Origin of the sequence: Lacihabitans lacunae (genome assembly GCF_042649125.1) — a bacterium.
GTDB classification, from domain to species: Bacteria; Bacteroidota; Bacteroidia; order Cytophagales; family Spirosomataceae; genus Leadbetterella; species Leadbetterella lacunae.
The window spans coordinates 977,309-999,169 of record NZ_JBHRYQ010000001.1; the positions used below are offsets into that span (position 1 = coordinate 977,309).

Annotated in this window: 19 protein-coding genes; 12 read left to right on the forward strand and 7 right to left on the reverse strand. The window is 35.4% G+C overall.

What is annotated here, in order from left to right; all coding sequences use genetic code 11:
* The first annotated feature begins 94 nt into the window (after nucleotides 1-94).
* The 5 genes from ACFOOI_RS04110 to ACFOOI_RS04130 all read left to right on the forward strand — a co-directional run bounded on the left by ACFOOI_RS04110 (nucleotide 95) and on the right by ACFOOI_RS04130 (nucleotide 7,691).
* Nucleotides 95-3,154 (forward strand): amidohydrolase family protein, encoded by a 3,060-nt coding sequence (locus ACFOOI_RS04110; RefSeq protein WP_379835392.1) that lies wholly within the window; start codon nucleotides 95-97, stop codon nucleotides 3,152-3,154.
* A 24-nt stretch (nucleotides 3,155-3,178) separates the two neighbouring features.
* Nucleotides 3,179-4,483, forward strand: coding sequence for an amidohydrolase family protein (locus ACFOOI_RS04115; RefSeq protein WP_379835395.1), 1,305 nt, complete (start codon nucleotides 3,179-3,181; stop codon nucleotides 4,481-4,483).
* A 112-nt stretch (nucleotides 4,484-4,595) separates the two neighbouring features.
* Complete coding sequence (locus ACFOOI_RS04120; RefSeq protein WP_379835398.1) at nucleotides 4,596-5,852, forward strand: prephenate dehydrogenase/arogenate dehydrogenase family protein; 1,257 nt, start codon at nucleotides 4,596-4,598, stop codon at nucleotides 5,850-5,852.
* Between the two features lie 3 nt (nucleotides 5,853-5,855).
* Complete coding sequence (locus ACFOOI_RS04125; protein ID WP_379835400.1) at nucleotides 5,856-6,404, forward strand: WcaF family extracellular polysaccharide biosynthesis acetyltransferase; 549 nt, start codon at nucleotides 5,856-5,858, stop codon at nucleotides 6,402-6,404.
* Between the two features lie 102 nt (nucleotides 6,405-6,506).
* The gene (locus ACFOOI_RS04130; RefSeq protein WP_379835401.1) at nucleotides 6,507-7,691 is read left to right on the forward strand and encodes a glycosyltransferase family 4 protein; all 1,185 of its coding nucleotides are present in this window, start codon (nucleotides 6,507-6,509) and stop codon (nucleotides 7,689-7,691) included.
* Between the two features lie 76 nt (nucleotides 7,692-7,767).
* On the opposite strand, the gene guaA is transcribed toward ACFOOI_RS04130, so the two are convergent.
* Both guaA and ACFOOI_RS04140 read right to left on the reverse strand, forming a co-directional pair.
* Nucleotides 7,768-9,297: a glutamine-hydrolyzing GMP synthase gene (gene guaA, locus ACFOOI_RS04135; RefSeq protein ID WP_379835403.1), complete on the reverse strand. Its 1,530-nt coding sequence runs from the start codon at nucleotides 9,295-9,297 to the stop codon at nucleotides 7,768-7,770.
* A gap of 6 nt (nucleotides 9,298-9,303) precedes the next feature.
* Nucleotides 9,304-10,482 carry an exo-beta-N-acetylmuramidase NamZ family protein gene (locus ACFOOI_RS04140; protein WP_379835405.1) on the reverse strand — a complete coding sequence of 393 codons (1,179 nt, stop codon included), beginning with the start codon at nucleotides 10,480-10,482 and terminating at the stop codon, nucleotides 9,304-9,306.
* On the opposite strand from ACFOOI_RS04140, the gene ACFOOI_RS04145 reads away from it, so the two are divergent.
* Nucleotides 10,483-11,703, forward strand: coding sequence for an ABC transporter permease (locus tag ACFOOI_RS04145; protein ID WP_379835407.1), 1,221 nt, complete (start codon nucleotides 10,483-10,485; stop codon nucleotides 11,701-11,703). It abuts the gene before it with no gap.
* Nucleotides 11,704-11,750: 47 nt separating this feature from the next.
* Here ACFOOI_RS04145 and ACFOOI_RS04150 read toward each other — a convergent pair whose 3' ends face one another.
* The 3 genes from ACFOOI_RS04150 to ACFOOI_RS04160 form a co-directional block, all read right to left on the reverse strand.
* On the reverse strand, nucleotides 11,751-12,746 hold the full coding sequence (locus tag ACFOOI_RS04150; RefSeq protein ID WP_379835409.1) for a LiaI-LiaF-like domain-containing protein: 996 nt from the start codon (nucleotides 12,744-12,746) through the stop codon (nucleotides 11,751-11,753).
* 19 nt (nucleotides 12,747-12,765) lie between these two features.
* Entirely contained in the window at nucleotides 12,766-13,281 is a 516-nt protein-coding gene (locus tag ACFOOI_RS04155) for a PspC domain-containing protein (RefSeq protein WP_379835411.1), read from the reverse strand.
* Nucleotides 13,282-13,379: 98 nt separating this feature from the next.
* A complete protein-coding gene (locus ACFOOI_RS04160; RefSeq protein ID WP_379835413.1) occupies nucleotides 13,380-13,931 on the reverse strand; it encodes a hypothetical protein in 552 nt (183 codons plus the stop codon).
* A gap of 116 nt (nucleotides 13,932-14,047) precedes the next feature.
* Between ACFOOI_RS04160 and mnmA the strand changes: the two genes are divergently transcribed.
* Complete coding sequence (mnmA, locus tag ACFOOI_RS04165) at nucleotides 14,048-15,154, forward strand: tRNA 2-thiouridine(34) synthase MnmA (RefSeq protein WP_379835415.1); 1,107 nt, start codon at nucleotides 14,048-14,050, stop codon at nucleotides 15,152-15,154.
* Here the strand turns inward: mnmA and dnaB are convergent, their stop codons facing one another.
* A complete protein-coding gene (gene dnaB / locus ACFOOI_RS04170; protein WP_379835417.1) occupies nucleotides 15,155-16,723 on the reverse strand; it encodes a replicative DNA helicase in 1,569 nt (522 codons plus the stop codon). It abuts the gene before it with no gap.
* Between the two features lie 201 nt (nucleotides 16,724-16,924).
* Between dnaB and ACFOOI_RS04175 the strand changes: the two genes are divergently transcribed.
* From ACFOOI_RS04175 to holA, 5 genes are all read left to right on the forward strand, one after another.
* Complete coding sequence (locus ACFOOI_RS04175) at nucleotides 16,925-17,869, forward strand: PhoH family protein (RefSeq protein ID WP_379835419.1); 945 nt, start codon at nucleotides 16,925-16,927, stop codon at nucleotides 17,867-17,869.
* A complete protein-coding gene (locus tag ACFOOI_RS04180; RefSeq protein WP_379835421.1) occupies nucleotides 17,850-19,121 on the forward strand; it encodes a M43 family zinc metalloprotease in 1,272 nt (423 codons plus the stop codon). The genes ACFOOI_RS04175 and ACFOOI_RS04180 overlap by 20 nt, the downstream gene beginning before the upstream one ends.
* A 123-nt stretch (nucleotides 19,122-19,244) precedes the next feature.
* Nucleotides 19,245-19,718, forward strand: a complete 474-nt coding sequence (locus ACFOOI_RS04185) for a deoxycytidylate deaminase (protein ID WP_379835424.1) — start codon at nucleotides 19,245-19,247, stop codon at nucleotides 19,716-19,718.
* Entirely contained in the window at nucleotides 19,715-20,317 is a 603-nt protein-coding gene (locus tag ACFOOI_RS04190) for an acyl carrier protein phosphodiesterase (RefSeq protein ID WP_379835426.1), read from the forward strand. The genes ACFOOI_RS04185 and ACFOOI_RS04190 overlap by 4 nt, the downstream gene beginning before the upstream one ends.
* Nucleotides 20,318-21,337, forward strand: coding sequence for a DNA polymerase III subunit delta (gene holA, locus ACFOOI_RS04195; RefSeq protein ID WP_379835428.1), 1,020 nt, complete (start codon nucleotides 20,318-20,320; stop codon nucleotides 21,335-21,337).
* Here the strand turns inward: holA and ACFOOI_RS04200 are convergent.
* On the reverse strand, nucleotides 21,334-21,861 hold the full coding sequence (locus ACFOOI_RS04200) for an NUDIX hydrolase (RefSeq protein ID WP_379835430.1): 528 nt from the start codon (nucleotides 21,859-21,861) through the stop codon (nucleotides 21,334-21,336). The two genes, holA and ACFOOI_RS04200, sit on opposite strands and share 4 nt — an antisense overlap.

Below are 21,861 nucleotides of genomic sequence, written 5' to 3' on the forward strand. Positions count from 1 at the left end.
ATTACATCGATATTTTCATCGAAAAACGAACATAAATTTCTGTTTAATAGCCGATTTATATATTTTTATTAATTAATCAACTAAACTAGTTTTTATGAAAAAAATCGTACCGATTCTGTTTTTTTGGTATTTTTCTTCAATGGCAGTTTTTGGACAAGCTACTTTCCATCCAAATGGAGTTGCAGACCAAAGATCTGAATACATTTTAATAAAAAATGCCACCCTTCATGTTGACGCAACCACCATCATAACCAATGGCTGGATGCTACTCAAAAATGACAAAATTGAGAAAGTAGGCAAAGACTTTTCTTATCCTAAATCAGCTTTTGTTGTTGATTTAAGCGGTAAACATGTATTCCCTTCTTTTGTAGATGCCTATTCAGACTATGGAATGCCTGAAATCAAAAGAGCAGGTAGAAGAAGTTACTATGACATGGTCTTTGAATCAGAGAAAAAAGGAGCTTACGCTTGGAATCAGGCACTTAAGCCCGAAGTGAAAGCCGCAGAAATCTTTGTAGGAGATGCGAAAAAAGCAGGTGAATTAAGAAAACTGGGCTTTGGAGCTGTAGTTTCTCACGCTCAAGATGGTATCGTTAGAGGAACCTCTGCTTTACTTTCATTACAAGACACGCAAGATCAACTTTCATTGTTAAAAAGCGATGTCTCTAGTCATTATTCATTTTCAAAAGGATCATCTGCACAAAGTTACCCAGTTTCATTGATGGGCAGTGTGGCACTTTTGAGACAAACTTACTACGATGCTGATTGGTATACAAAAGGCGGAAGCTCGAAAGAAAGAAACCTTTCACTTGAATCATTTGCAAAAAATTTAGCTTTTCCTTCTATTTTTGATGGAAATAGTTTTGCTGATCTATTAAGAGCTGATAAAATTGGGTCAGAGTTTAATACCAAATATATTTTAAAAACAGGTGGTGACGAATACCAAAGAATAAGTGAAGTAAAAGCCTTAGGTGCTCACCTTATTGTACCGGTAAACTTCCCTAAAACACCAGACCTAGACGATCCTATGGACGCAGAAGAGGTAACGTTAGAAACTCTTAAACACTGGGAAATGGCTCCAACTAACTTAGGAGCTTTGGCTTCAAATGGCGTTAGCTTCTCTATTACTACGGCTGACTTGGTTGATAAAACCACATTTTTAACAAACATCAAAAAAGCCATTAAATTAGGTTTGACTAAAGAAGCCGCTTTGGCTGCTTTAACAAGCAATCCGGCGAAGGCCCTTAAAATTGACAATCAAGTGGGTAGTCTTAAAACAGGACTATACGCTAACTTTTTAGTTACTTCAGATGATGTATTTGCTGAAAAAAGTAAAATTTTAGAAAACTGGGTACAAGGTCAAAAATATGTAATCACTGACGAAAGCTTAAGCGAAATTAACGGTACATATAGCCTAGCATTGGGTACTGAAAGCCTAAAAATGGAAATAACAGGTGAAAATGATAAGCCAAATATTGAAATTATAGAATCAGATTCTGTTAAAATTAAGGTTACTACCAAAAGAGACCGTGATTTTTTAAATCTGACATTTAAAAGAAATCCAAAAGACGAAGGTATTTTTAGATTAACTGGATATTCTACAGATGGAAAAGTATCAGGAGAAGGAAAAACTGACAAAGGTGCTGATTTAGTTTGGACCGCAGTAAAAACCATAGGAGCCGATGCCGCGAAGGCTGATTCTGCCAAAACAGAAAAACCAGAAAAAATCGGAAACGTTATATATCCTTTCGTAGCTTTTGGAAACGAATCTCTACCAAAGTCGAAAGATATGTTGATCAAAAACGCAACTATCTGGACAAATGATAAAGACGGAAGAATAGTAGGAGATGTGTTAATCAAAAACGGAAAAATAGACGCAGTAGGTAAAAACTTAAGTGCAGCTGCTGGTGTAGAAGTTATAGACGGAACCAACAAACACCTTACAAATGGAATTATTGACGAGCACAGTCACATCGCTTTGTTTTCTATAAATGAAGTAGAATCTGTAAGTTCTGAAGTAAGACAAGAAGACGTAATTGATTCTGAAGATACTGATATTTATCGCCAACTAGCAGGTGGAGTAACTACCTCGCAACTTCTTCACGGTTCGGCTGACTGTATCGGTGGTCAATCTGCCATTATTAAACTTAAGTGGGGAGAAAACGCAAACAAGCTAATTATCCCAAATTCGCCTAAGTTTATCAAATTTGCACTTGGAGAAAACGTAAAAAGAGGAAACTCGCCACAAGCTCCAAACAGATACCCAAGCACAAGAATGGGAGTAGAGCAGGTGATTCAAGATGCTTTTGTAAGAGCAATTAACTACAAAAAAACATGGGCTGATTACAATTCCAAAAAAATTAAAACTGGCTTAGAAGTTCCTAGAAAAGACCTTGAACTTGAAACTTTAGTTGAGATTTTAGACGGCAATAGAAACATTACCTGTCACTCATACGTACAGTCTGAAATCAACATGTTGCTTAAATTAGCAGACTCACTAGGCTTTAAAGTAAACACTTTAACGCACATATTAGAAGGATATAAAGTGGCAGATAAAATGAAAGAAAGAGGCGTAAACGCGTCGACATTCTCTGACTGGTGGGCATACAAAATGGAAGTTAAAGAGGCAATTCCTTACAATGCCGCTATTATGTCAAAAGTAGGTGTAAACGTAGCCATAAACTCGGATGATGCCGAAATGGCCAGAAGACTTAACCAAGAAGCAGCTAAAACTATACTCTATGGTGGACTTTCAGAAGAAGAGGCTTGGAAAACAGTTACTTTAAACCCGGCTAAAATGCTTCATTTAGATGACAGACTTGGAACTATCAAAAAAGGAATGGATGCTGACTTAGTACTTTGGACAGATAATCCGCTTTCTATTTATGCAAAACCAGAAAAAACAATTATCGACGGTGCTGTATATTTTGACATGGCAAAAGAAGACAAAAAAATGGAAGAGTTAAACGCTGAGAAAAACAGATTAACTCAAAAAGCTTTGGCTTCTAAAACTAGTGGAGCACCAACTGCAAAGCCAAACACAAGAAAAAAACCAGCACATGTACATTGTGACAGTATGCTTGAGTTTGGTGGCATGTCAGTAGAGTTATATGAGTTAATGGACTTTTCTAACTACAATACTGAAGGTAAATAATTATTGAATTTAAAGAAGAAGAATATGAAATTAAATATAATCTCAATATCGTCTGTTTGTTTGTTCTTGTCTTCTCTGGGGTTATTTGCTCAAAACCCAGCAGTAGGTGTTCAAATGAAAAATCAGACCGCTTTTATCAACAGCGAAATATATACGGGAACCGGAGAAGTAATTAAAAACGGGATATTAGTAGTTGAAAAAGGCAAAATTTTAGATATCGGGTCTACCGATCTAATCAGTAAATATCCAAACGCTATAATAGTTGATGTGAAAGGAAAGCATATCTACCCAGGTATCATTTCACCAAATAATCAATTGGGTCTTAACGAAATAGCGGCGGTAAGAACTACGCAAGACTATCAAGAAATTGGGAAATTCAACCCTAATGTGAGAGCTTTGATAGCCTATAACACGGACTCTGAGGTAATTCCTACGGTAAGAGGTAACGGAGTTTTAATAACACAAGTTACACCAGAAGGAGGTACTATTCCGGGGCGTTCGTCTGTTATGAACCTAGACGGTTGGAACTGGGAAGATGCCGTATTGAAGGCAGACGATGGAGTGTGGTTAAACTGGCCAGCTAAAATGGCAAACAGTTTTAATATGGAAACATTTACTAGAGAACGTAAGAAGAATGAAAAGTATGCTCCTGAAATAGAAGAGTTGAATACGTTTTTTACCCAAGCTAAAAACTACCAAAGTAACCCAAAAGACTTCGACAATTTGAAGTTTTCGGCTTTGGCAGATGTATTTACGAGCACTACCAGGCTATATATTAATGTAGGTGGAGAAAAAGAAGTTCTGGACGCAATAAGTTTTTGCAAGAAATTTGAAATAAAGTATCCGGTAATAGTAGGAGAGGTTAGTTCAGAAATTGCACTTAATATGCTAAAAGAAAGTAATATTCCTGTTTTATTACCTACTACACACAGGATTCCTGAAAGTGTGGATGCTGATGTATGGGAAGCCTACAAACTTCCTGCTAAGCTATTTGCCAAAGGTATATTGGTGGGTATGTATTACAACGAATCGTATTGGAGAACGCGTAACTTGCCATATGTAGCTGGAAATGCCGCTGGACATGGCTTAACCAAAGCAGAAGCTTTAAAAATGATTACATTAAACAATGCGAAAATATTGGGAATTGATAAAATGGTTGGGTCACTTGAAAAAGGCAAAAATGCCACTTTTATAATTTCAACCGGTGACATCCTAGACATGCGTACGTCGAAAGTTGAACAAGCATTTATCAATGGTGCTGAAGTAAATCTTGACGATAAACAGAAGCGTTTAGCAGAAAAATACAATAGCAAATACGGAATAAAGTAAAGTTATTTTAAAGTTTTTAAAGGCTCTGTGTAAATGTTTACACAGAGCCTTTTTTATTATAAAGCTATTTTAATGTATTTTTGCATAGGTAGCTCATTTAAAAGTAGAATTAATGAAAATAGGGATTATTGGCCTAGGAGACATGGGAAAAATGTTTGCCAAAAGATGGTCAGGCAGCGGTTTTGATGTTTATGGATGCGACTTGCCCCAGAATATGGTGAGTATCAAATCAGAATTAGCCGAAATAAACATCACCTATCTTGATAATGCCGAAGATGTTTCGCGATTATGTGACTTTATTCTTTATGCAGTAGAGGCCGAAAATATTGACAATGTGGTAAAATCTGCTGGGCATGCTACTAAGTTTGGTGCAATAGTTACGGGGCAAACCTCAGTAAAAAATCCCGAAATTAGAGCTTTTGAAAAATACCTTCCTAATGACACTCAAATAGTAGGCTCACATGCTTTATTTGGTCCCAATGTAAATCCCGTGGGACAAACAATGGCAGTATTTAATCACAGAGCATCTAAAGAAGCTTTTGATGTAGCAATTGAAATTTTAGCCCAAATTGGTTCCAAAATAGAAATTCTAGAAAACGCCGACACCCACGATAAAATGATGGCGGACATACAAGTAGTTACCCATGTGGGTTTCGAAAGTATAGGAACGGCTTTCATGCACAGGAAGGTTTATCCTTGGGAAAACACGCAAAAAGTTAACGGAATTGATAATATCAAAATGTTGATGACTTTGCGAATTTATAGCTACAAAGCTCACGTTTATGCAGGTTTAGCATTTCATAATCCCTTCGCAAAATCTGATGTTAGAAAATATGCCGAAATAGAGAATGAGCTTTTCGGACTGATGATTTCAGAAAATAGAGAGCGTTTTATTTCAAAAATATTACGAGCTAGGGATGTAGTTTTTAAAGATCACAGTTCAAAACTAATGCTCAGTGATGAAATTATGGATGAATATACTCTAAATCCAGACGATGACCATAAACCGAACTCACACTTGAGTTTACTTGCAATGGTATGCACATGGGCGAATCTAAAAACTAATCCGTATAATAATATGGTGTGTCAAACGCCACCGTTTAAGCTGCGTGTAGGTTTGGCAGAATATTTGTTTTTAAATGAAGAGTTATTGAACGAAACCATAACCACGGCCCTCAAAGACAAGTCAATATTGAAAGATGACTTGGCGTTTCATACGGCGGTTCACGAATGGACAAACATATTGGAGCTTGGAGACATGCGGGCCTATGAAAAGCATTTTGAAGCAACGAAGCGATTCCTAAAACCAAGACTAGAAGAAGGAAGATCAAAAAGTACAGAACTTATTTCAAGATTGAATCAAAGCTAAAAAATGAAGACCGTAGATTTTAAAAATTTTAACACAGATTGGTATTATCCTGGAAATAAAGTAAAACTCTTACTTTGGTTTATTGTTGGAAGAATATTTCTAAATACCTATTTACCAATACCGGTATCGTTAAAATTAACCATTTTAAGGCTTTTTGGAGGGAAAATAGGTAAAGGAATTATGATTAAACCAAAAGTAAATATAAAATATCCGTGGTTTCTTGAAATAAAGGATTACGTTTGGGTAGGAGAAAAAGTATGGATAGATAACTTTGTAATGGTAACGTTAGAATCCAATGTTTGTATTTCTCAAGAAGCGATGCTTCTTACTGGCAATCATAACTACCGCAAAACGAGTTTCGATTTAATGCCTGCAGAAATATATATAAAACAAGGAGCTTGGATTGGAGCCAAGACAGTGGTTTGTCCAGGTGTAACTGTTGGAGAAAATGCAATTCTGACTGTTGGCAGTATAGCAACAAAAGACATGGAAACCGCTGGAATATACCAAGGGAATCCCGCGATTTTGATAAAAAAACGAATAATCGATTAAAAACAACCTTTAAATAAATTAAAGCTTCATATTCTAAAAAAATGTTTTTAGAATTATCTAAATGAGCTTATATTTGATAAATATATTAATCTTCAAACACTTATGAATTTAATATTCGAAAACCTGGTAGGAGAAAAAAGTATTCAAATTCTTATATCAATGGTTTTTGCACTTTTAGTTACTTGGAGATCAATCCCTGTAATTATTAACATTTGCAACCTGAAAGGATTAATGGTGGACCCCATAAAGAGGTCTTCACACGAAACACCTACACCTACATTTGGTGGGGTAGCAATATTTGCAGGAACTTTGATTGGCTATATGATGTGGAACTTTTTTGATGAGGGCTTCCTCCTTCACAAAGTTTTCCTTGGTCTTATGGTTTTGTTTTTTCTTGGCATCAAAGATGATATGTTCGCTTTGGCCCCATTTAAAAAATTAGCATCTGAAGTTTTAGTTGCTGTACTTGTAGTAGTTGGGAGTGACCTTAGAATTACAAGCTTCTTTGGAATATTTGGTGTTCATGAATTACCATATTTGATAAGTATACTATTTACAATCTTCCTTTTTGTCGCATTAATCAACTCATTTAATCTTATCGATGGTATCGATGGTTTATCTGGTGGTATCGGAATGATTGCAAGTGGAGGCTTTGGCCTTTGGTTTGCCATGAATGACCAATGGTCTCTTGCATGTCTAGGTTTATCTCTTTCAGCATCTTTGGTTGGTTTTTTAAGATATAATTTTTCACCCACCAATAAAATATTTATGGGTGATACTGGTTCTCTAATTGTCGGTTATATTATATCGGTTTTGGCAATTCAATTTGTACAATTCAATGTCTACAACCAAAACCCTAACTCAGTTTACAAAAACGCTCCAGTTATTGCAATTGTACTTCTGTCCGTGCCTATTTTTGATACACTAAGGGTTTTTGGCTTGCGTATATTAAAAGGAAAATCTCCATTTAAAGCAGACAGACTTCACTTACATCATCTTATGGTTGACAATGGCTTATCACATATTGGTACCTCAATAATTATGATTTGTACCACTGTTATACTTACCTCATTTACATATTTCCTTAGATCCTATTTTACAAATACAGAACTTAGTTTTTCTTTAATATGCTTATTTTTAGTTTACCTAGGTGTTTCATATAATTTAGAGATTAGAAGACTAAAATATCACAAGCAAAAAATTAACGAAAAAGAAACAAGTCCTTCTAATAACAATAACCAACAAAGACCTAAAATATCGTTTGAAGGAAGTATTAATCCGAACTAAATACTATTTAGAATAGCAATAATCAAAAAAAGGACAATCTTACGATTATCCTTTTTTTATGTCTGAAAATGAGGTTTTATTCCCACTCAATAGTTGCAGGTGGCTTTGAGCTGATGTCATAAACCACTCTATTTACACCTTTTACTTTGTTAATTATTCTGTTAGAAATTTCTCCTAAAAACTCATACGGTAAGTGTGCCCAGTCTGCTGTCATTCCATCAACACTGGTAACCGCCCTTAAAGCCACTACAGACTCATAAGTTCTTTCATCGCCCATAACTCCAACACTTTGTACAGGAAGCAACATGGCACCCGCTTGCCAAGTATCGTCATATAGACCATGTTCTTTTAAGCCATTGATAAAAATTGCATCTACTTCTTGTAGAATTGATACTTTCTCAGGCGTTACATCTCCCAAAATTCTGATTCCCAAACCTGGACCAGGGAATGGGTGTCTTGATAAAATGTTTTGGGGCATATCCAATGAAGCACCCACTATTCTAACACCGTCTTTAAATAATAATTTTAGCGGCTCTACAATTTTTAGCTTCATATAGTCAGGCAAACCACCCACATTGTGGTGCGACTTGATAGTCACAGATGGTCCTTTTACCGAAACTGACTCAATAATATCAGGATAAATAGTACCTTGAGCTAACCATTTTACATCCTGAATTTTATGGGCCTCATCATCAAAAACCTCAATGAAAGTTTTCCCTATTGCCTTTCTCTTTAGTTCAGGATCGCTTAACCCTTTAAGAGCATCGTAAAAACGCTGCTTTGCGTTAACTCCAGTTACATTAAGACCAAGACCTTTATAAGATTCCAAAACATCCTCAAACTCATCTTTTCTCAATAAACCATTATCAACAAAAATACAATACAAGTTTTTACCGATTGCCTTGTGAATCAACATTGCAGCTACTGATGAATCTACTCCACCCGATAGGCCCAAGACTACCTTATCATCACCTAATTGTGCTTTTAGCTCAGCTACACTAGATTCCACGAAAGATTCTGCAGTGTAAGTTTGCGAACATCCACAAATGCCAACCACAAAATTCTTAAGGATTTTAACTCCTTCGTCTGAGTGTGTTACCTCAGGGTGAAACTGAATAGCATGAGTAGGCTCGTTTTCAAATGAAAACCCAGCTACTTTTACTGAGCTTGTACTCGCCGTAATTTTGGAATTTGTAGGCATTTGGGTGATGGTATCTCCGTGAGACATCCACACCTGAGAATTTAAAACCACATCTTTAAACAATGGATTTTCTTTGTCAAATTCAGCTAATTTAGCTCTACCGTATTCCCTAGTATTGGAAGCTTTTACTTCACCACCGTTTTTGCTAGCTAATAACTGTGCTCCGTAACAAATACCTAAAACCGGAATTTTACCTCTAAAAGCCGACATATCAATGTTTGGTGAGTCTTCATCTCTTACAGAACACGGACTTCCTGACAAAATCACCCCTTTTATGTTTTCTCCTATTTCGGGTACATTGTGAAAAGGATGGATCTCACAATACACATTAAGTTCTCTCACTCTTCTCGCAATCAGTTGCGTATATTGTGATCCAAAATCTATAATTAGAATTTCTTCGGTCATAATTTGTTATTCGTATAGTAAATATTTCTTTCTCGTTATTTTAAATTTCTCTAAATCTGCCTGCCATTTTTTCTCAATCTCATTTGCTGACAACCCAGCTTCTATATCTTTTATTACCCAATCGTTACCAATCAATAGGTTAAAAAACTTCTTGTTTGTAAAAAAAGTAGATTGATCCGTAAAATTATGATAAAACTTACAAATAAACTCTAAACTAAATGGTTTTTGATAGGCATCTACTTGACTATAATCATCACCATAACACAATTTACCTTCATTAACGGGATTTTCGGCACCCGGCATATCTTTAGGTGTAAACAAAAATTCTCCCAAATGTGAATCTGGCCCACCTAAAATTTGAAACTGCTTGTCGGTACCCCTTCCCACACTAATTTGAGTTGGCTCCATCAAACACAGACTCGGATACAGCAAAATAGAAGTATAGTTTGGGAGATTGGGCGAAGGTTTTATTGGTAAATCATAAGGGGTTTTGTGTTTGTAGTTCTTATTTTTAATAACAGTCAAGTCACAAATAAGCTCTTTTCCAAGATAACCTTCGCCGTTATAAAGCCCTGCAAGTTCACCAATAGTAAGGCCATAAACTACAGGAATAGGAGCAATGCCCACAAAAGAAGTATATGCCATGTCTAAAACTGGACCGGCCACATAATGTCCGTTGGGATTTGGGCGATCTAAGACTATAAGTTTGATTCCGTTCTCGGCACAAGCTTGTTGCACATAAAACAAAGTACTTATGTAGGTATAAAACCTGACTCCTACGTCTTGAATATCAAAAACTACCACATCAAGCCCTTTAAGTTGACTTTGAGTTGGTTTTTTATTTTTCCCATAAAGTGAGTAAATAGGAGCTCCCGTATTTTTATCTTTCGAATTAGAAATCAAATCTCCTGCACTTGCTTCGCCCCTAAAGCCATGCTCAGGAGCAAAAATAGCCTCTATATTTATCTTTTTATTGTGCAAAAAATCAACCAAATGACCTTTTTTAGTCATAGAAGTATGATTAACCACCAAGCCCACTTTTTTATTTGATATCAAATCCAAATATTCGCTAAGGTTTTCGGCCCCAACAATTACCTTTGTATCTGCATTCGGCTTTTCTTCAGTCAATCTTTTTGTAGAAAAACTACAAGAGACAAGTAGAAAGCCTAAAATTGCCAATTTCATATGAATATAACTTTTTTTTTAGCTGAAAAAATTAAGAACACCAAGAACCAAACATTCTCTTCACTAATAATCAAAATTGGAGTAGCAAGTATTGCTATTTCTATTTCTGTGCTACTTATTTCATTTTTTGTTTTGTTTGGGTTCAAAAATACCATAAAGCAAAAGCTCTTTGGTATTTCATCACACATTCAGATAAGCAAAATTACACTTAATCGTTCGTTTGAAGAAGCGAGCATGCCTAATAATTTGCCGTTTTTAAAAAAAATAGAGAATAACCCAGAAATTAAATCTATAAATAAGGTAGGGCAAAAATCTATAATCTTAAAATCAGAAGAAGAAATATCGGGAGTAGTGCTCAAAGGAGTTGATGAAAATTACGATTGGAGCGAATTTGAAACCAATATTATAGCTGGCAGAAAACTTAATCTCGATAAAGATGAGATAAAAAACGAGGTAATTATAAGTGAAAAAATCAAAAAAGATTTAAACCTAAAACTCAACGATGACCTTTTGGTATATTTTATTCAAGATCCACCTAGAGCTAGAAAACTAAAAATTGTGGGTATTTATGACACCAATGTAGAGGAACTTGACCAAGTTTATGTTTTGGGCGATTTGAAATTAATTCAAAAAATAAACGGCTGGAACGAAGGACAATACGGTCATTTGGAAGTTTTTATAAATGACTTAAGTAAATTGGACATTTTAAAAGAACAGCTTTTGGATCAGATTCCGGTAGAATTTCAAGTTTTGAAAATCACGGAAATATTACCGCAGTTTTTCGATTGGTTTAACCTCTTAGATCGAAATATTTTGATGGTTATCGTGCTTATTTTGGTGGTAGCTGCATTTAACATGATTTCTGTGTTACTGATTATGATTATGGAAAGAACACCTATGGTTGGTCTTTTAAAATCTATCGGAACTAGTAACCGTAAAATTCAAAACATATTCTTGATAAATGGCTCCAAAATAATCATTAGAGGCATGATATGGGGAAATATTATTGGTTTTGGACTTTGTTTTTTACAAGCCAAATTTCATTTTATAAAATTAGATGCCGCTAACTATTACATGAGCTTTGTGCCCATTGAATGGGATTTTAAAGTTGCGGTTTTAATCAATATCGGAATATTCATGGCCGTGCTTTTAGTATTGATTATTCCTACGTGGTTTATTCAAAAAATCAATCCTGTAAAGGCCTTAAAATACAAAGATTGACCTTATTTCTAAAGTCAATCTTTTAAAACTAAACTTCTATAGTCTAATTAATATCTGTCAACAGTCACTGCCGAAAGGCCGCTTTTTATTTTGATGGTGATTTTGTTAGTAGCCGTATCAAAATTATCTGATTTATACCTTCCTGAGCTTTGTTTATCAAAACCATTAAAGTCTTTAGCGTTTAAGGCTCCATCAAGAACTATTTCACATGCACTTGACTTTGGTACTTTAATTTTGATTTTGGCAACGCCACTTTCTACATCAATAGCCGTTTCTTTTACAAGAGAACCAACTTTAAGGTCGATCTCAGCGGCTCCAGTTTTTACTTCTAGATTTTTTACTTTGTAATCGCTTAAGTCAAAATCCAAGTTACCTGCACCTATTTTAAGTTCCAAGTCCCAAATTGGCTTCTTGTTTAGTTTTAAATAAACGTCATTCCCTTTTCCTTTGGCCATTTTAATACTCGAATTATTTTTAGAACGCATATTAAAATTGATCTCATGAACATCGTCTTTTACTTCATCTTCAAGTTTAAAACTATTTCCAAAAATCTTGGTATCAGCTTGGAAAACATGAGCAGCGTCAGCTTCGTCTAAGTGAAACTCAGCAGCACCACCACCTATTTCTAATCTTGCTTCTTTTACAGCTGAATTGTAATCAACCTGAAAATTCTGTTCGAAATTTCCACGACTTGAAGAATCACTCGAGCTACTGTAGCTTTCGTCATCGTCAGAATCGTCATTCCATTCAAAATTCAAATCTTCATTTACATCATCTTTAAACTCATCAATGGCTTTATTAGATGCATGATAAATACCCATCGGTATCGCAAACGCCACTAAAAGTGCAGTTGTAGGATTGTAAATCGTTTTTCTTTCATTAAAAAGAACAGCCACCCCAGCCAAAATTATCATTACGGGCCAATATTTGGCAATTTCCCTCATCGAAAAGTCGATATCGAACCAATCGTTTGATACACCCAAAAATATTATTCCAAGGACCACCAAAATGGCCCCACCAAAAACGTTACCTCTATTTCTCATAATTCTCTTTTATTAAAGATTAATAATTGGTACCCGTTGGATTCTTCACATCCGAGTTACCTCCATTAAGATCATCGTCTTTATCTTTTATAATAATCCAAACACCCAAACCTATTAAAATCAAAGGCCAAAGGTTTTTCATATAAGAGAAAAGATTTATATCAAAAAACGTCTTAAAAGAGAAGATTGCTCCCAAAATGATAAGAATAAGTCCTCCTATCATATTTCCGTTTCTATTGTGGTTGCTCATATTATTAATTGGTTTAAAATTTTGATTTGCTGTTTGATATTCTGAATTTGAAAACTCTGTGACTAAAGAACTATAAGTTACGGGCAAAACAGCCCATAAAATTAGATAAATAAAAAAAACAGGGATAGGAGTAAAAAATAATACAACACTTGCTATCCTTACCAGTGTTACATCTACATTTAAATATTGGGCAAATCCACTACAAACACCCCCCAACATGCGATTTTCATCTTTGATTCGATACATTCTTTTATTCATTTTAATAATAGCTTTATTTTGATTCAAAACTATATTATTATGAAGTACTATGTTATGCAAACTACATGAATGGAAATAAATGCGGATGAATACTTCGAATTTAAATGTTAAAAAATGTTAGATTATCAATCATCTAACTTTTCTAAACAATCCATAAGCTCATCGTAAGTGCTAAATCCGGGTCTAAGCTCTTTGCTGCCATAAAAAGCGAAACCAATTTCGGAATTAATGAAAGCGTCTAAATTGTCAAAATCATAACCAACCAATATATTAGGATGCAACTCCGGCAATTTTTCTATTTTTTGGTCCGAATACACAATTATGTTGTCTACTCCCGAGACCGACTTATCCGAAATTTCGGAGAGTTTAATTTCAAACATCTTTATATCTGCCTCTACTTGCGAAATCAGACCTTCTTGAAAATCTTGAAAAATAAAACCATCGAGACTCTTCTCTTCTATAAGGTTTTGCACTTCTGCAGCATCTAGACTATCAAATAAACCTAAGATTTTTACACCACTTAACCAATTTCTTATTTCTTCAAAATGTTCTTTTTTAACAAAAGCCTCACTGTCAGGATTAAAATCAAATGAGATAAAATCCACCATCATTCCTGCACAATATCTCGCCTCAGACAAATTTGTAATACTTTTTACTAGTACTTTTTTAGAAAGCATAAATTCTTTTTTTTCGTAAAAATAACCAAGAACCAAAAGATAGTTACCATTGTTAGCTATTTTTGTAAAAATTTTTAAATATTAAACGAAGGGCCTTGAACCCTTGCAGTGACGAAATGAGTAAAAAAGGAAGAGTTTTAGTAGCTATGAGCGGCGGTATAGACAGCTCACTTGCAGCGGTATTGCTACACGAAGAAGGATACGAAGTAATAGGTATGACCATGAAAACATGGGACTACGCCTCGTCAGGAGGAAATAAAAAAGAAACAGGCTGCTGCAGTCTAGACTCGATAAACGACGCTAGAAATATTGCGGTTGATTTAGGCTTCCCACATTATATATTAGATATCAGGTCAGAGTTTGGCGATTATGTGATCGATCACTTCACAGGAGAATACCTAGAAGGCCGAACCCCAAACCCATGTGTATTATGTAACACACACATCAAATGGGATGCACTTTTGAGGAGAGCAGATAACCTAGATTGTGATTTTATAGCAACAGGTCACTACGCCAAAATTAGAGAAGAAAACGGCAGACACATTATATCTAAAGGAAAAGACACTACAAAAGACCAAAGCTATGTGCTTTGGGGAGTTTCCCAAGAGAGCCTTTCGAGGACTTTATTACCACTGGGGGATTTGACAAAGGCTGAAATCAGAGAAATGGCGGTAGAGCGAGGATTCTATGATTTAGTAAACAAATCTGAATCATACGAAATCTGTTTTGTACCCGATAATGATTACCGAGGTTTCCTAAAAAGAAGAGTGGATGGTCTTGAAGAAAGAGTAAAAGGCGGCAATTTTGTTCTTGAAAATGGTCAAATAGTTGGAAAACACGAAGGTTATCCTTTTTATACCATTGGCCAGCGTAAAGGCTTGGGTATTGCTCTTGGCTATCCAGTTTTTGTTACAGAAATTAGAAAAGACACCAATGAGGTAATTTTAGGTACAGAAGCCTACTTAATGAAAAACGCCATGCATGTAGGAAAACTTAATTTACAAAAATACGCGTCGATACCCGAAATGGGAATTTCGGCAGTAACCAAAGTTAGATACAAAGACCCCGGCACTTCATCTATGGTGAAGCAAATTGGGCCGGATAAAATTGAAATAATATTTGACGAGTCAGTTTCAGCCATCGCACCAGGGCAAGCATCGGTTTTCTATGAAGGAAACGATGTAATAGGAGGGGGCTGGATTTTGAAAAACTTTAATGTTTAATTAGAATGGATACTCCTCAGTATCGTCTTCTTTCGGTTTGGGAGACTCTGGATTGGCTTTGCTACTAAAAGTTTTAAATCCAGGGTCTACATTTTGATTTTCAAAATGGCTAAAACCTGTATTAGCAGAAAAGTTTTGGAAGGAAGCATTTGGGTTTTTAGCTTCATAATTTGTATGACTACCCAAATCGGCAAACTTGGTGTATTTACCAATAAACTGAAGTTTGATATTTTCTATAGTACCTGCACGGTTTTTGGCTATAATAACCTCACCCATACCCTCAGTAGAATTACCAAGTTCATCTTCGGTAATTTTGTAATACTCTGGTCTATACAAAAACATTACCATATCGGCATCTTGCTCTATCGAACCAGATTCTCTTAAATCTGACAGTTGGGGACGCTTGTCTCCACCACGGGTTTCCACGGCTCTACTTAACTGAGAAAGAGCCAAAACAGGCACCTCAAGTTCCTTTGCAAGGTTTTTTAATGAACGTGATATCGCCGCAATCTCTTGCTCTCTACTTCCAGCTACACCTGAACCATCGTCACCAGTCATTAGCTGAAGGTAATCAATGATAACCATCTGAATGTCATGCTGAGCTTTTAGACGTCTACATTTGGCTCTTAATTCCAAAATAGACAGAGCGGGCGTATCATCAATAAATATATTAGATTTAGAAAGTCGCTCTATTCTGTGGTGAAGCTGCTCCCATTCGTGGCCTTCCATGGTTCCTTTACGGAGTTTTTCACTGTCTATTTCTGCTTCTGCAGATATCATCCTGAGCATCAACTGAGTAGCTGACATCTCTAATGAAAATATAGCAATCGGTATATCATGATCCACAGCGGCATTTCGCATAGACGAAACTACAAAAGCGGTTTTACCCATACCAGGTCTAGCTGCAATAATCGTTAATTCTGTTTTTTGCCAACCGCCAGTTAACCTATCTAAATCTGTAAATCCACTCGGAATACCAGTTAAACCGTCTTTATTATTCTCTTTTTTATTTTCTAATTCATCAATAGTTAAACGCATAATTGTATTTGCGTCAGAATAATTTTTCTTGATGTTTTTTTCAGAAATAGAGAAAAACGATTGTTCGGTGAGGTTAAGTAGCTCAAAAATATCTTTTGATTCTTCAAAACTTGATTCCAATATTTCATTGGCTACACGTATCATGTCTCGCTTTACGGCCATTTGGGCAATAGCCATGGCGTGATATTCAATATTGGCAGAAGAATTAACTTTGCTACCCAATGCAGCTATGTATTTGGCTCCTCCAGCTTTTTGAATCAAACCATTTTTACGAAGTCTTCTGATTACATTAAGGGAATCTACAGTTTCTGATTCAGAACTAAGCTCAATGATGGTGGCAAAGATAATTTGATGGGCTTCAATGTAAAAACTACTGACTACGAGCGTTTCTGACACAGCTTGAAATGCATCTTTGTCAATGAGAATAGCACCTAAAACCGCCTCTTCCATCTCAGGAGTTTGAGGTGCTATTTTTCCACGCTGATTAGCGAGGGTCTCATTAGACAAACTTATATTTATAGATTCACTCAAAGCCTTTTTTTTCTTAATTGGTTAATTCAAATACAAAACTAGGAATAAAAAAACCAATACCTAAATTACATATTTTGTTAAAAAAATAGAACCATTTATTTATCAATCATTTATAAAATAAATACGTTTTTTTTGTGGAAAAAATGCTAAAATTGTGAATAATTTTTTTAAAATTTACAGAAATAATAAATCAGAGAAAATTTGACTGAAAAGACATTGAAGTTGGAGCTGTTTCCATTAACAGAGTTCTTAGGAATGCAAAATGGAAATATCAAAGAAGTAGCTAGAGCATACCCAAAAAGCAAAATAATCTCTAGAGGTGACGAAATTCACCTAAAAGGACCTGAAAAAGATATTGACGAAATTACCATTCTGTTTGATAACCTTACAAGTCACTTCGAAAAATTTGGCAATCTGAGCGTAGATAATGTCAAAAACTACATTCAAGGCGAAAAAAATGACATAGAAGACATCATTTACGACAAAGATGTAATTGTACATGGCAACAAAGGTCTTATCGTAAAAGCCAAAACACCCAATCAAAAACGCCTCGTAGAAGCCTCTGAGAAGCATGACATCGTTTTTGCGATAGGACCTGCCGGAACCGGTAAAACCTACACCGCGGTAGCTTTGGCAGTAAAAGCTCTCAAAGAAAAAACTATTAAAAAGATAATAATCACGCGTCCAGCAGTAGAAGCAGGTGAGAATCTTGGTTTTTTGCCGGGTGACTTAAAAGAAAAAATAGATCCCTATTTAAGGCCTATTTATGATGCTTTGGAAGATATGATTTCTTCAGAAAAGTTAAAGTCATTTTTAGAGAAAAATACGATTGAGATAGCCCCATTGGCATATATGAGAGGAAGAACCCTCGACAACGCCTTTATACTCTTAGATGAAGCTCAGAATACTACGCCCATGCAGATAAAGATGTTTTTGACGCGAATGGGACCTAGCTCTAAAATAATTATTACCGGTGACCGTTCTCAAGTAGATTTACCCAAAAACCAAAAATCGGGTTTAGAAGATGCGGTGAAAAAACTACATGCCATTAAAGGAATTAAGTTTATTGAACTTGATGGAAAAGACGTAGTAAGACACCCACTCGTGATAGAGATACTTGATGCGTATGAAAAAGCTGAGCAATAAAATTTTAGTTTTACTATTAATAAGTTTCTGGTCATACGGGCAAACTCCCAAACGCTGTGCTTTAGACGATATGCCTGCTAAATACGGCAGAAATAAAGTCAATGAGCTACAACAAAAAATTGAAGAATTTTATCTTAAAAAAGGAGGAAGACCTAGTTTTGAGAACGAGGTACTAAAAATCCCAATTGTAGTACATGTCATTCACCATTCAACTTCACCTAACCCAACTGGAGGTCAAGACGACAGCAACATTTCAGATGAACAAATAATATCTCAAATTCGGGTATTAAATGAAGACTACCGCCGGAAAATAGGTACACTTGGGTATAACAATTCTCCGGTAGGTGCCGACATGCAGATTGAGTTTTACCTTGCCACTACTGACCCAAAAGGGAATATTTCATCTGGAATAAATAGGGTGTATAACAGCAAACTAAGTTTTGATGTTTTTGAAGATTTAGAATTACTCTCAAGCTTGTCTTATTGGGATTCAAATAAATACTTGAACATTTGGGTTACGAGTCTAAAAAACTCTTACTTAGGCTATGGGCAATTTCCTGGAGCTAAAATAGACGGACTAGACTACGACGACGTAGACGAAAAAATAGACGGAGTATTTATTGAACACAGTGTATTTGGTAGCCAAACTGGAACTGCTACTACAGGCTCTTATAGCTACGGCCGAACTTTAACTCACGAAATTGGGCATTGGCTAGGTCTCCTTCACACATGGGGAGACGAATTCTGTGGTGATGATTATTGTGCTGACACACCTAGAGCTGAAAAAGGAAACAATACGCTAAATTGTAGACCCGTATTTTCAACTTGTGGGGGCACTAAAACCCAGAACATGATAGAAAACTACTTAGATTACACAATAGACTCATGCATGAATATATTCACTTCAGACCAAAAAAATCGCGTTAGAGCTGTTTTAGAGCTAAGTGCAAGACGAAAAAGACTAATCGAAAACTCTAAGTTTAGCTTACCCTCTGCATCCGAACTTTCTGTCAAAATCATCAATAACCCTTCTGGTTTAGACAAAATTGATGTGCAGGTCTTGGTTAATGATTACAAAAATATTGAGCTTGTAATATATAGTGCGGATGGGAAAATTATCCAAACAAAAAGCTTTAAAGACTCTCCGAGTAGATTAATTAGTATTCAAAAAAATGATACCGGTTCTGGGGTATTTATTCTGAAAGTAATAAGTGGGGCTGAAAATTATACTTCTAAATTTATCTTTCTATAATTTAAAAATACGCGGCCTTTCCGAAAGCCCGAAAATTAATATTCGTATATTTGGACTTTGGTTTACACAAGTTACTTTATAGGTAAGCCGTCGTTTTATAAATACAAATTTTGATTATTTTAAATGGAAAACGCAATTCGTCACAAACCAAAATTTGATGACATCTACATGGACTTGGCCGTCAATTTAGCCCAAAGGTCGCATTGTATCAAAGCTCAGGTAGGAGCGGTGTTGGTTAATGAAACAAGAATAATCTCTATTGGTTATAACGGCCCACCCGCAGGCACTCATAACTGTGACGAAGACTTTGGAAATGTAGGTTGCCCGAGAGATTCAAAAGGGAGCTGCTCATTAGCACTCCATGCAGAGCAAAATACCATTTTATATGCTGCAAAAAACGGTGCTAAAGTAGAAGGAGCTACGCTATATGTTACACTTTCGCCTTGTATATCATGTGCAAGGGTAATTTATACCATGAAAATCAAAAAAGTGTTTTTCTTAAACTCTTATGCCGAATACAAAGGAATACCTACTGACGAAGGTGTTGAGTTTTTAAGAAAATTTGGTGTAGAAGTGGTTAAATACGAAAAAGAATGAACTATTTGGCCCATTTGTTTTTAGCTGGAAATGACCCTGAGGTTATAGCGGGAGCATTTTTAGAAGATTTTATAAATGGGAATGTAGACAATCCAAAAAATGATTACCTAAGCCGTAAACATAAAGTTGGAATTAGGCTACATAGACAAATAGATACAATTACCGACAGCCACGACGAAGTAAAAAAATGCAAAGTGTTTTTTTATGAAAAATTCGGTAAATATTCGCCCATAATAGTAGACGTACTGTTTGATCATTTTTTAATAAAAAACTGGAATTCATTTTCTATCGAGCCGTTTCAAGACTTTAGAAAAAGGATTTATCGTGATATTTTGATTACAAGTGATATTCATCCAGAAAAAATGAAAAAACTAGTCTCAAGTATGATTGAGCACGATTGGCTGAAAAATTATGCTTTAGACTGGGGATTAGAAAAGGCATTTTTGAACTTGAATGCTAAGATTAAAAACCCTAAAATTGACTTAACAACCTCAATAGAAATAATGAGGGAAAATTATGAAGAAATAAATAAACACTTCCTCATTTTTTTTCAAGACCTAAAAGACTTTTGTGATAGCTTTTTAAAAGAGAATATTTAAATGGCCAATAATTTTCAAAAAATAATAGAGCAGCTAAAACCTGAAACTTTAAAACCTGTGTATTTAATACATGGAACTGAACCCTACTTTGTAGACCAGTTTGTACAAAAAGTAATCGATATCGCTATTCCTGACTTTGAAAAAGGGTTTAATGAGTATATCCTTTATGGAAAAGACATCAGCTTAGGTGATGTGATAAATTACGCTAGAAAGTTTCCGATGATGGCCGAAAAGCAACTTGTGGTGGTCAAAGAAGCACATTTGCTTTCTGATTTAAATAATAAGGATAGCCTTTCGCTTCTTGAAAACTATTTTAAAAACCCGCTTGCTTCTACTATTTTGGTTTTAAGTTTTGGAAAAGCACAAGATGAACGAAAAACCTGGGTAAAAGCAGCCAATACAAAAGGCGAAACGCATAATTTCAAAAAAATGTATGATTCTGAATTGCCAGATTTCATCATGGCTTTTTGCAATCAAAAGAATTTAAAAATTAATCCAAAAGCGGTGCAGTTGATTGCAGAGCATATAGGAAATAACCTGCAGGCCATACATAATGAAATAGAAAAAATCAGAGTTAACCTAACCGAAGGTCAAACCATAGACGCAGAGGTAATTGAGAAGTTTGTCGGCATTTCGAAAGATTTTAATGTTTTCGAACTTCAGAAGGCTATTTTAGACAAGAACGTGCAGAAATGTTACCAAATAGTAACCTATTTTGCCAGTAACCCAAAAGACAACCCGATTCAACCCAACATTATTGTACTATATAATTTCTTCTCAAAGATTCTATTTGCTCATGGCAGCAAAAGTCTAAACGATCAAGAATTGGCAAGAGCGATAGGGGTAAACCCTTATTTTTTGAAAGATTATAAAAGAGGAACGCAGGTGTATCCAATTTCTCACTTAATGCGAATTATTCATGTATTGAGAGAAGTAGACCAACGATCAAAAGGTATAGGAATGGGCTCACTAACAGAAAAAGACCTATATAAAGATTTGATTTTTAATATTCTACATTAAATCTTTTCCAACATCCTGAGGATAGAAACCTCTGACGTATAATTTTTCAAATCAGAAAAGTCAATCCATTTAAGGTCGTTACTTTCTTCATTTGCTTCAAAGGGAATTTGGGAATCTACCTCAAAAAGATACCTCACGTCATAGTGTAAATGCTCAGGAATCCCTTTTCTTTCGGGAATAGTATGAATATCCAAATCAAAAATTTCTCGATTAAAACCCGAAAAAACAATTCCAGTTTCTTCTGAAACTTCTTTTTTAGCCACGTCTAAAGTATCTGTTTCTCCGTCGCAGTGGCCGCCAGGTTGAAGCCACCGGTCAAGTTTTTTATGATGCAAAAGCAATACCTTTTCGGCCTCTAGGTCAACAATAAACGCAGAAGCAGTTACATGTCCCATCAATAATTCTCGTTTAAAACAGTCTGGATTTTCAGAAACAAAATTATAAAACGAAGTGCTGACTTCGGATTCAAGTGGTCTTTTTACTGAATAAGCTTCAATTTCCGAAAGTAAAGTATTTCTATGCAC

Coding starts and splice junctions, on each gene's coding strand:
- ACFOOI_RS04110 (WP_379835392.1), top strand. CDS start 95: ATGAAAAAAATCGTACCGATTCTGTTTTTTTGGTATTTTTCTTCAATG.
- ACFOOI_RS04115 (WP_379835395.1), top strand. CDS start 3,179: ATGAAATTAAATATAATCTCAATATCGTCTGTTTGTTTGTTCTTGTCT.
- ACFOOI_RS04120 (WP_379835398.1), top strand. CDS start 4,596: ATGAAAATAGGGATTATTGGCCTAGGAGACATGGGAAAAATGTTTGCC.
- ACFOOI_RS04125 (WP_379835400.1), top strand. CDS start 5,856: ATGAAGACCGTAGATTTTAAAAATTTTAACACAGATTGGTATTATCCT.
- ACFOOI_RS04130 (WP_379835401.1), top strand. CDS start 6,507: ATGAATTTAATATTCGAAAACCTGGTAGGAGAAAAAAGTATTCAAATT.
- guaA (WP_379835403.1), bottom strand. CDS start 9,297: ATGACCGAAGAAATTCTAATTATAGATTTTGGATCACAATATACGCAA.
- ACFOOI_RS04140 (WP_379835405.1), bottom strand. CDS start 10,482: ATGAAATTGGCAATTTTAGGCTTTCTACTTGTCTCTTGTAGTTTTTCT.
- ACFOOI_RS04145 (WP_379835407.1), top strand. CDS start 10,483: ATGAATATAACTTTTTTTTTAGCTGAAAAAATTAAGAACACCAAGAAC.
- ACFOOI_RS04150 (WP_379835409.1), bottom strand. CDS start 12,746: ATGAGAAATAGAGGTAACGTTTTTGGTGGGGCCATTTTGGTGGTCCTT.
- ACFOOI_RS04160 (WP_379835413.1), bottom strand. CDS start 13,931: ATGCTTTCTAAAAAAGTACTAGTAAAAAGTATTACAAATTTGTCTGAG.
- mnmA (WP_379835415.1), top strand. CDS start 14,048: ATGAGTAAAAAAGGAAGAGTTTTAGTAGCTATGAGCGGCGGTATAGAC.
- ACFOOI_RS04180 (WP_379835421.1), top strand. CDS start 17,850: ATGAAAAAGCTGAGCAATAAAATTTTAGTTTTACTATTAATAAGTTTC.
- ACFOOI_RS04185 (WP_379835424.1), top strand. CDS start 19,245: ATGGAAAACGCAATTCGTCACAAACCAAAATTTGATGACATCTACATG.
- ACFOOI_RS04190 (WP_379835426.1), top strand. CDS start 19,715: ATGAACTATTTGGCCCATTTGTTTTTAGCTGGAAATGACCCTGAGGTT.
- holA (WP_379835428.1), top strand. CDS start 20,318: ATGGCCAATAATTTTCAAAAAATAATAGAGCAGCTAAAACCTGAAACT.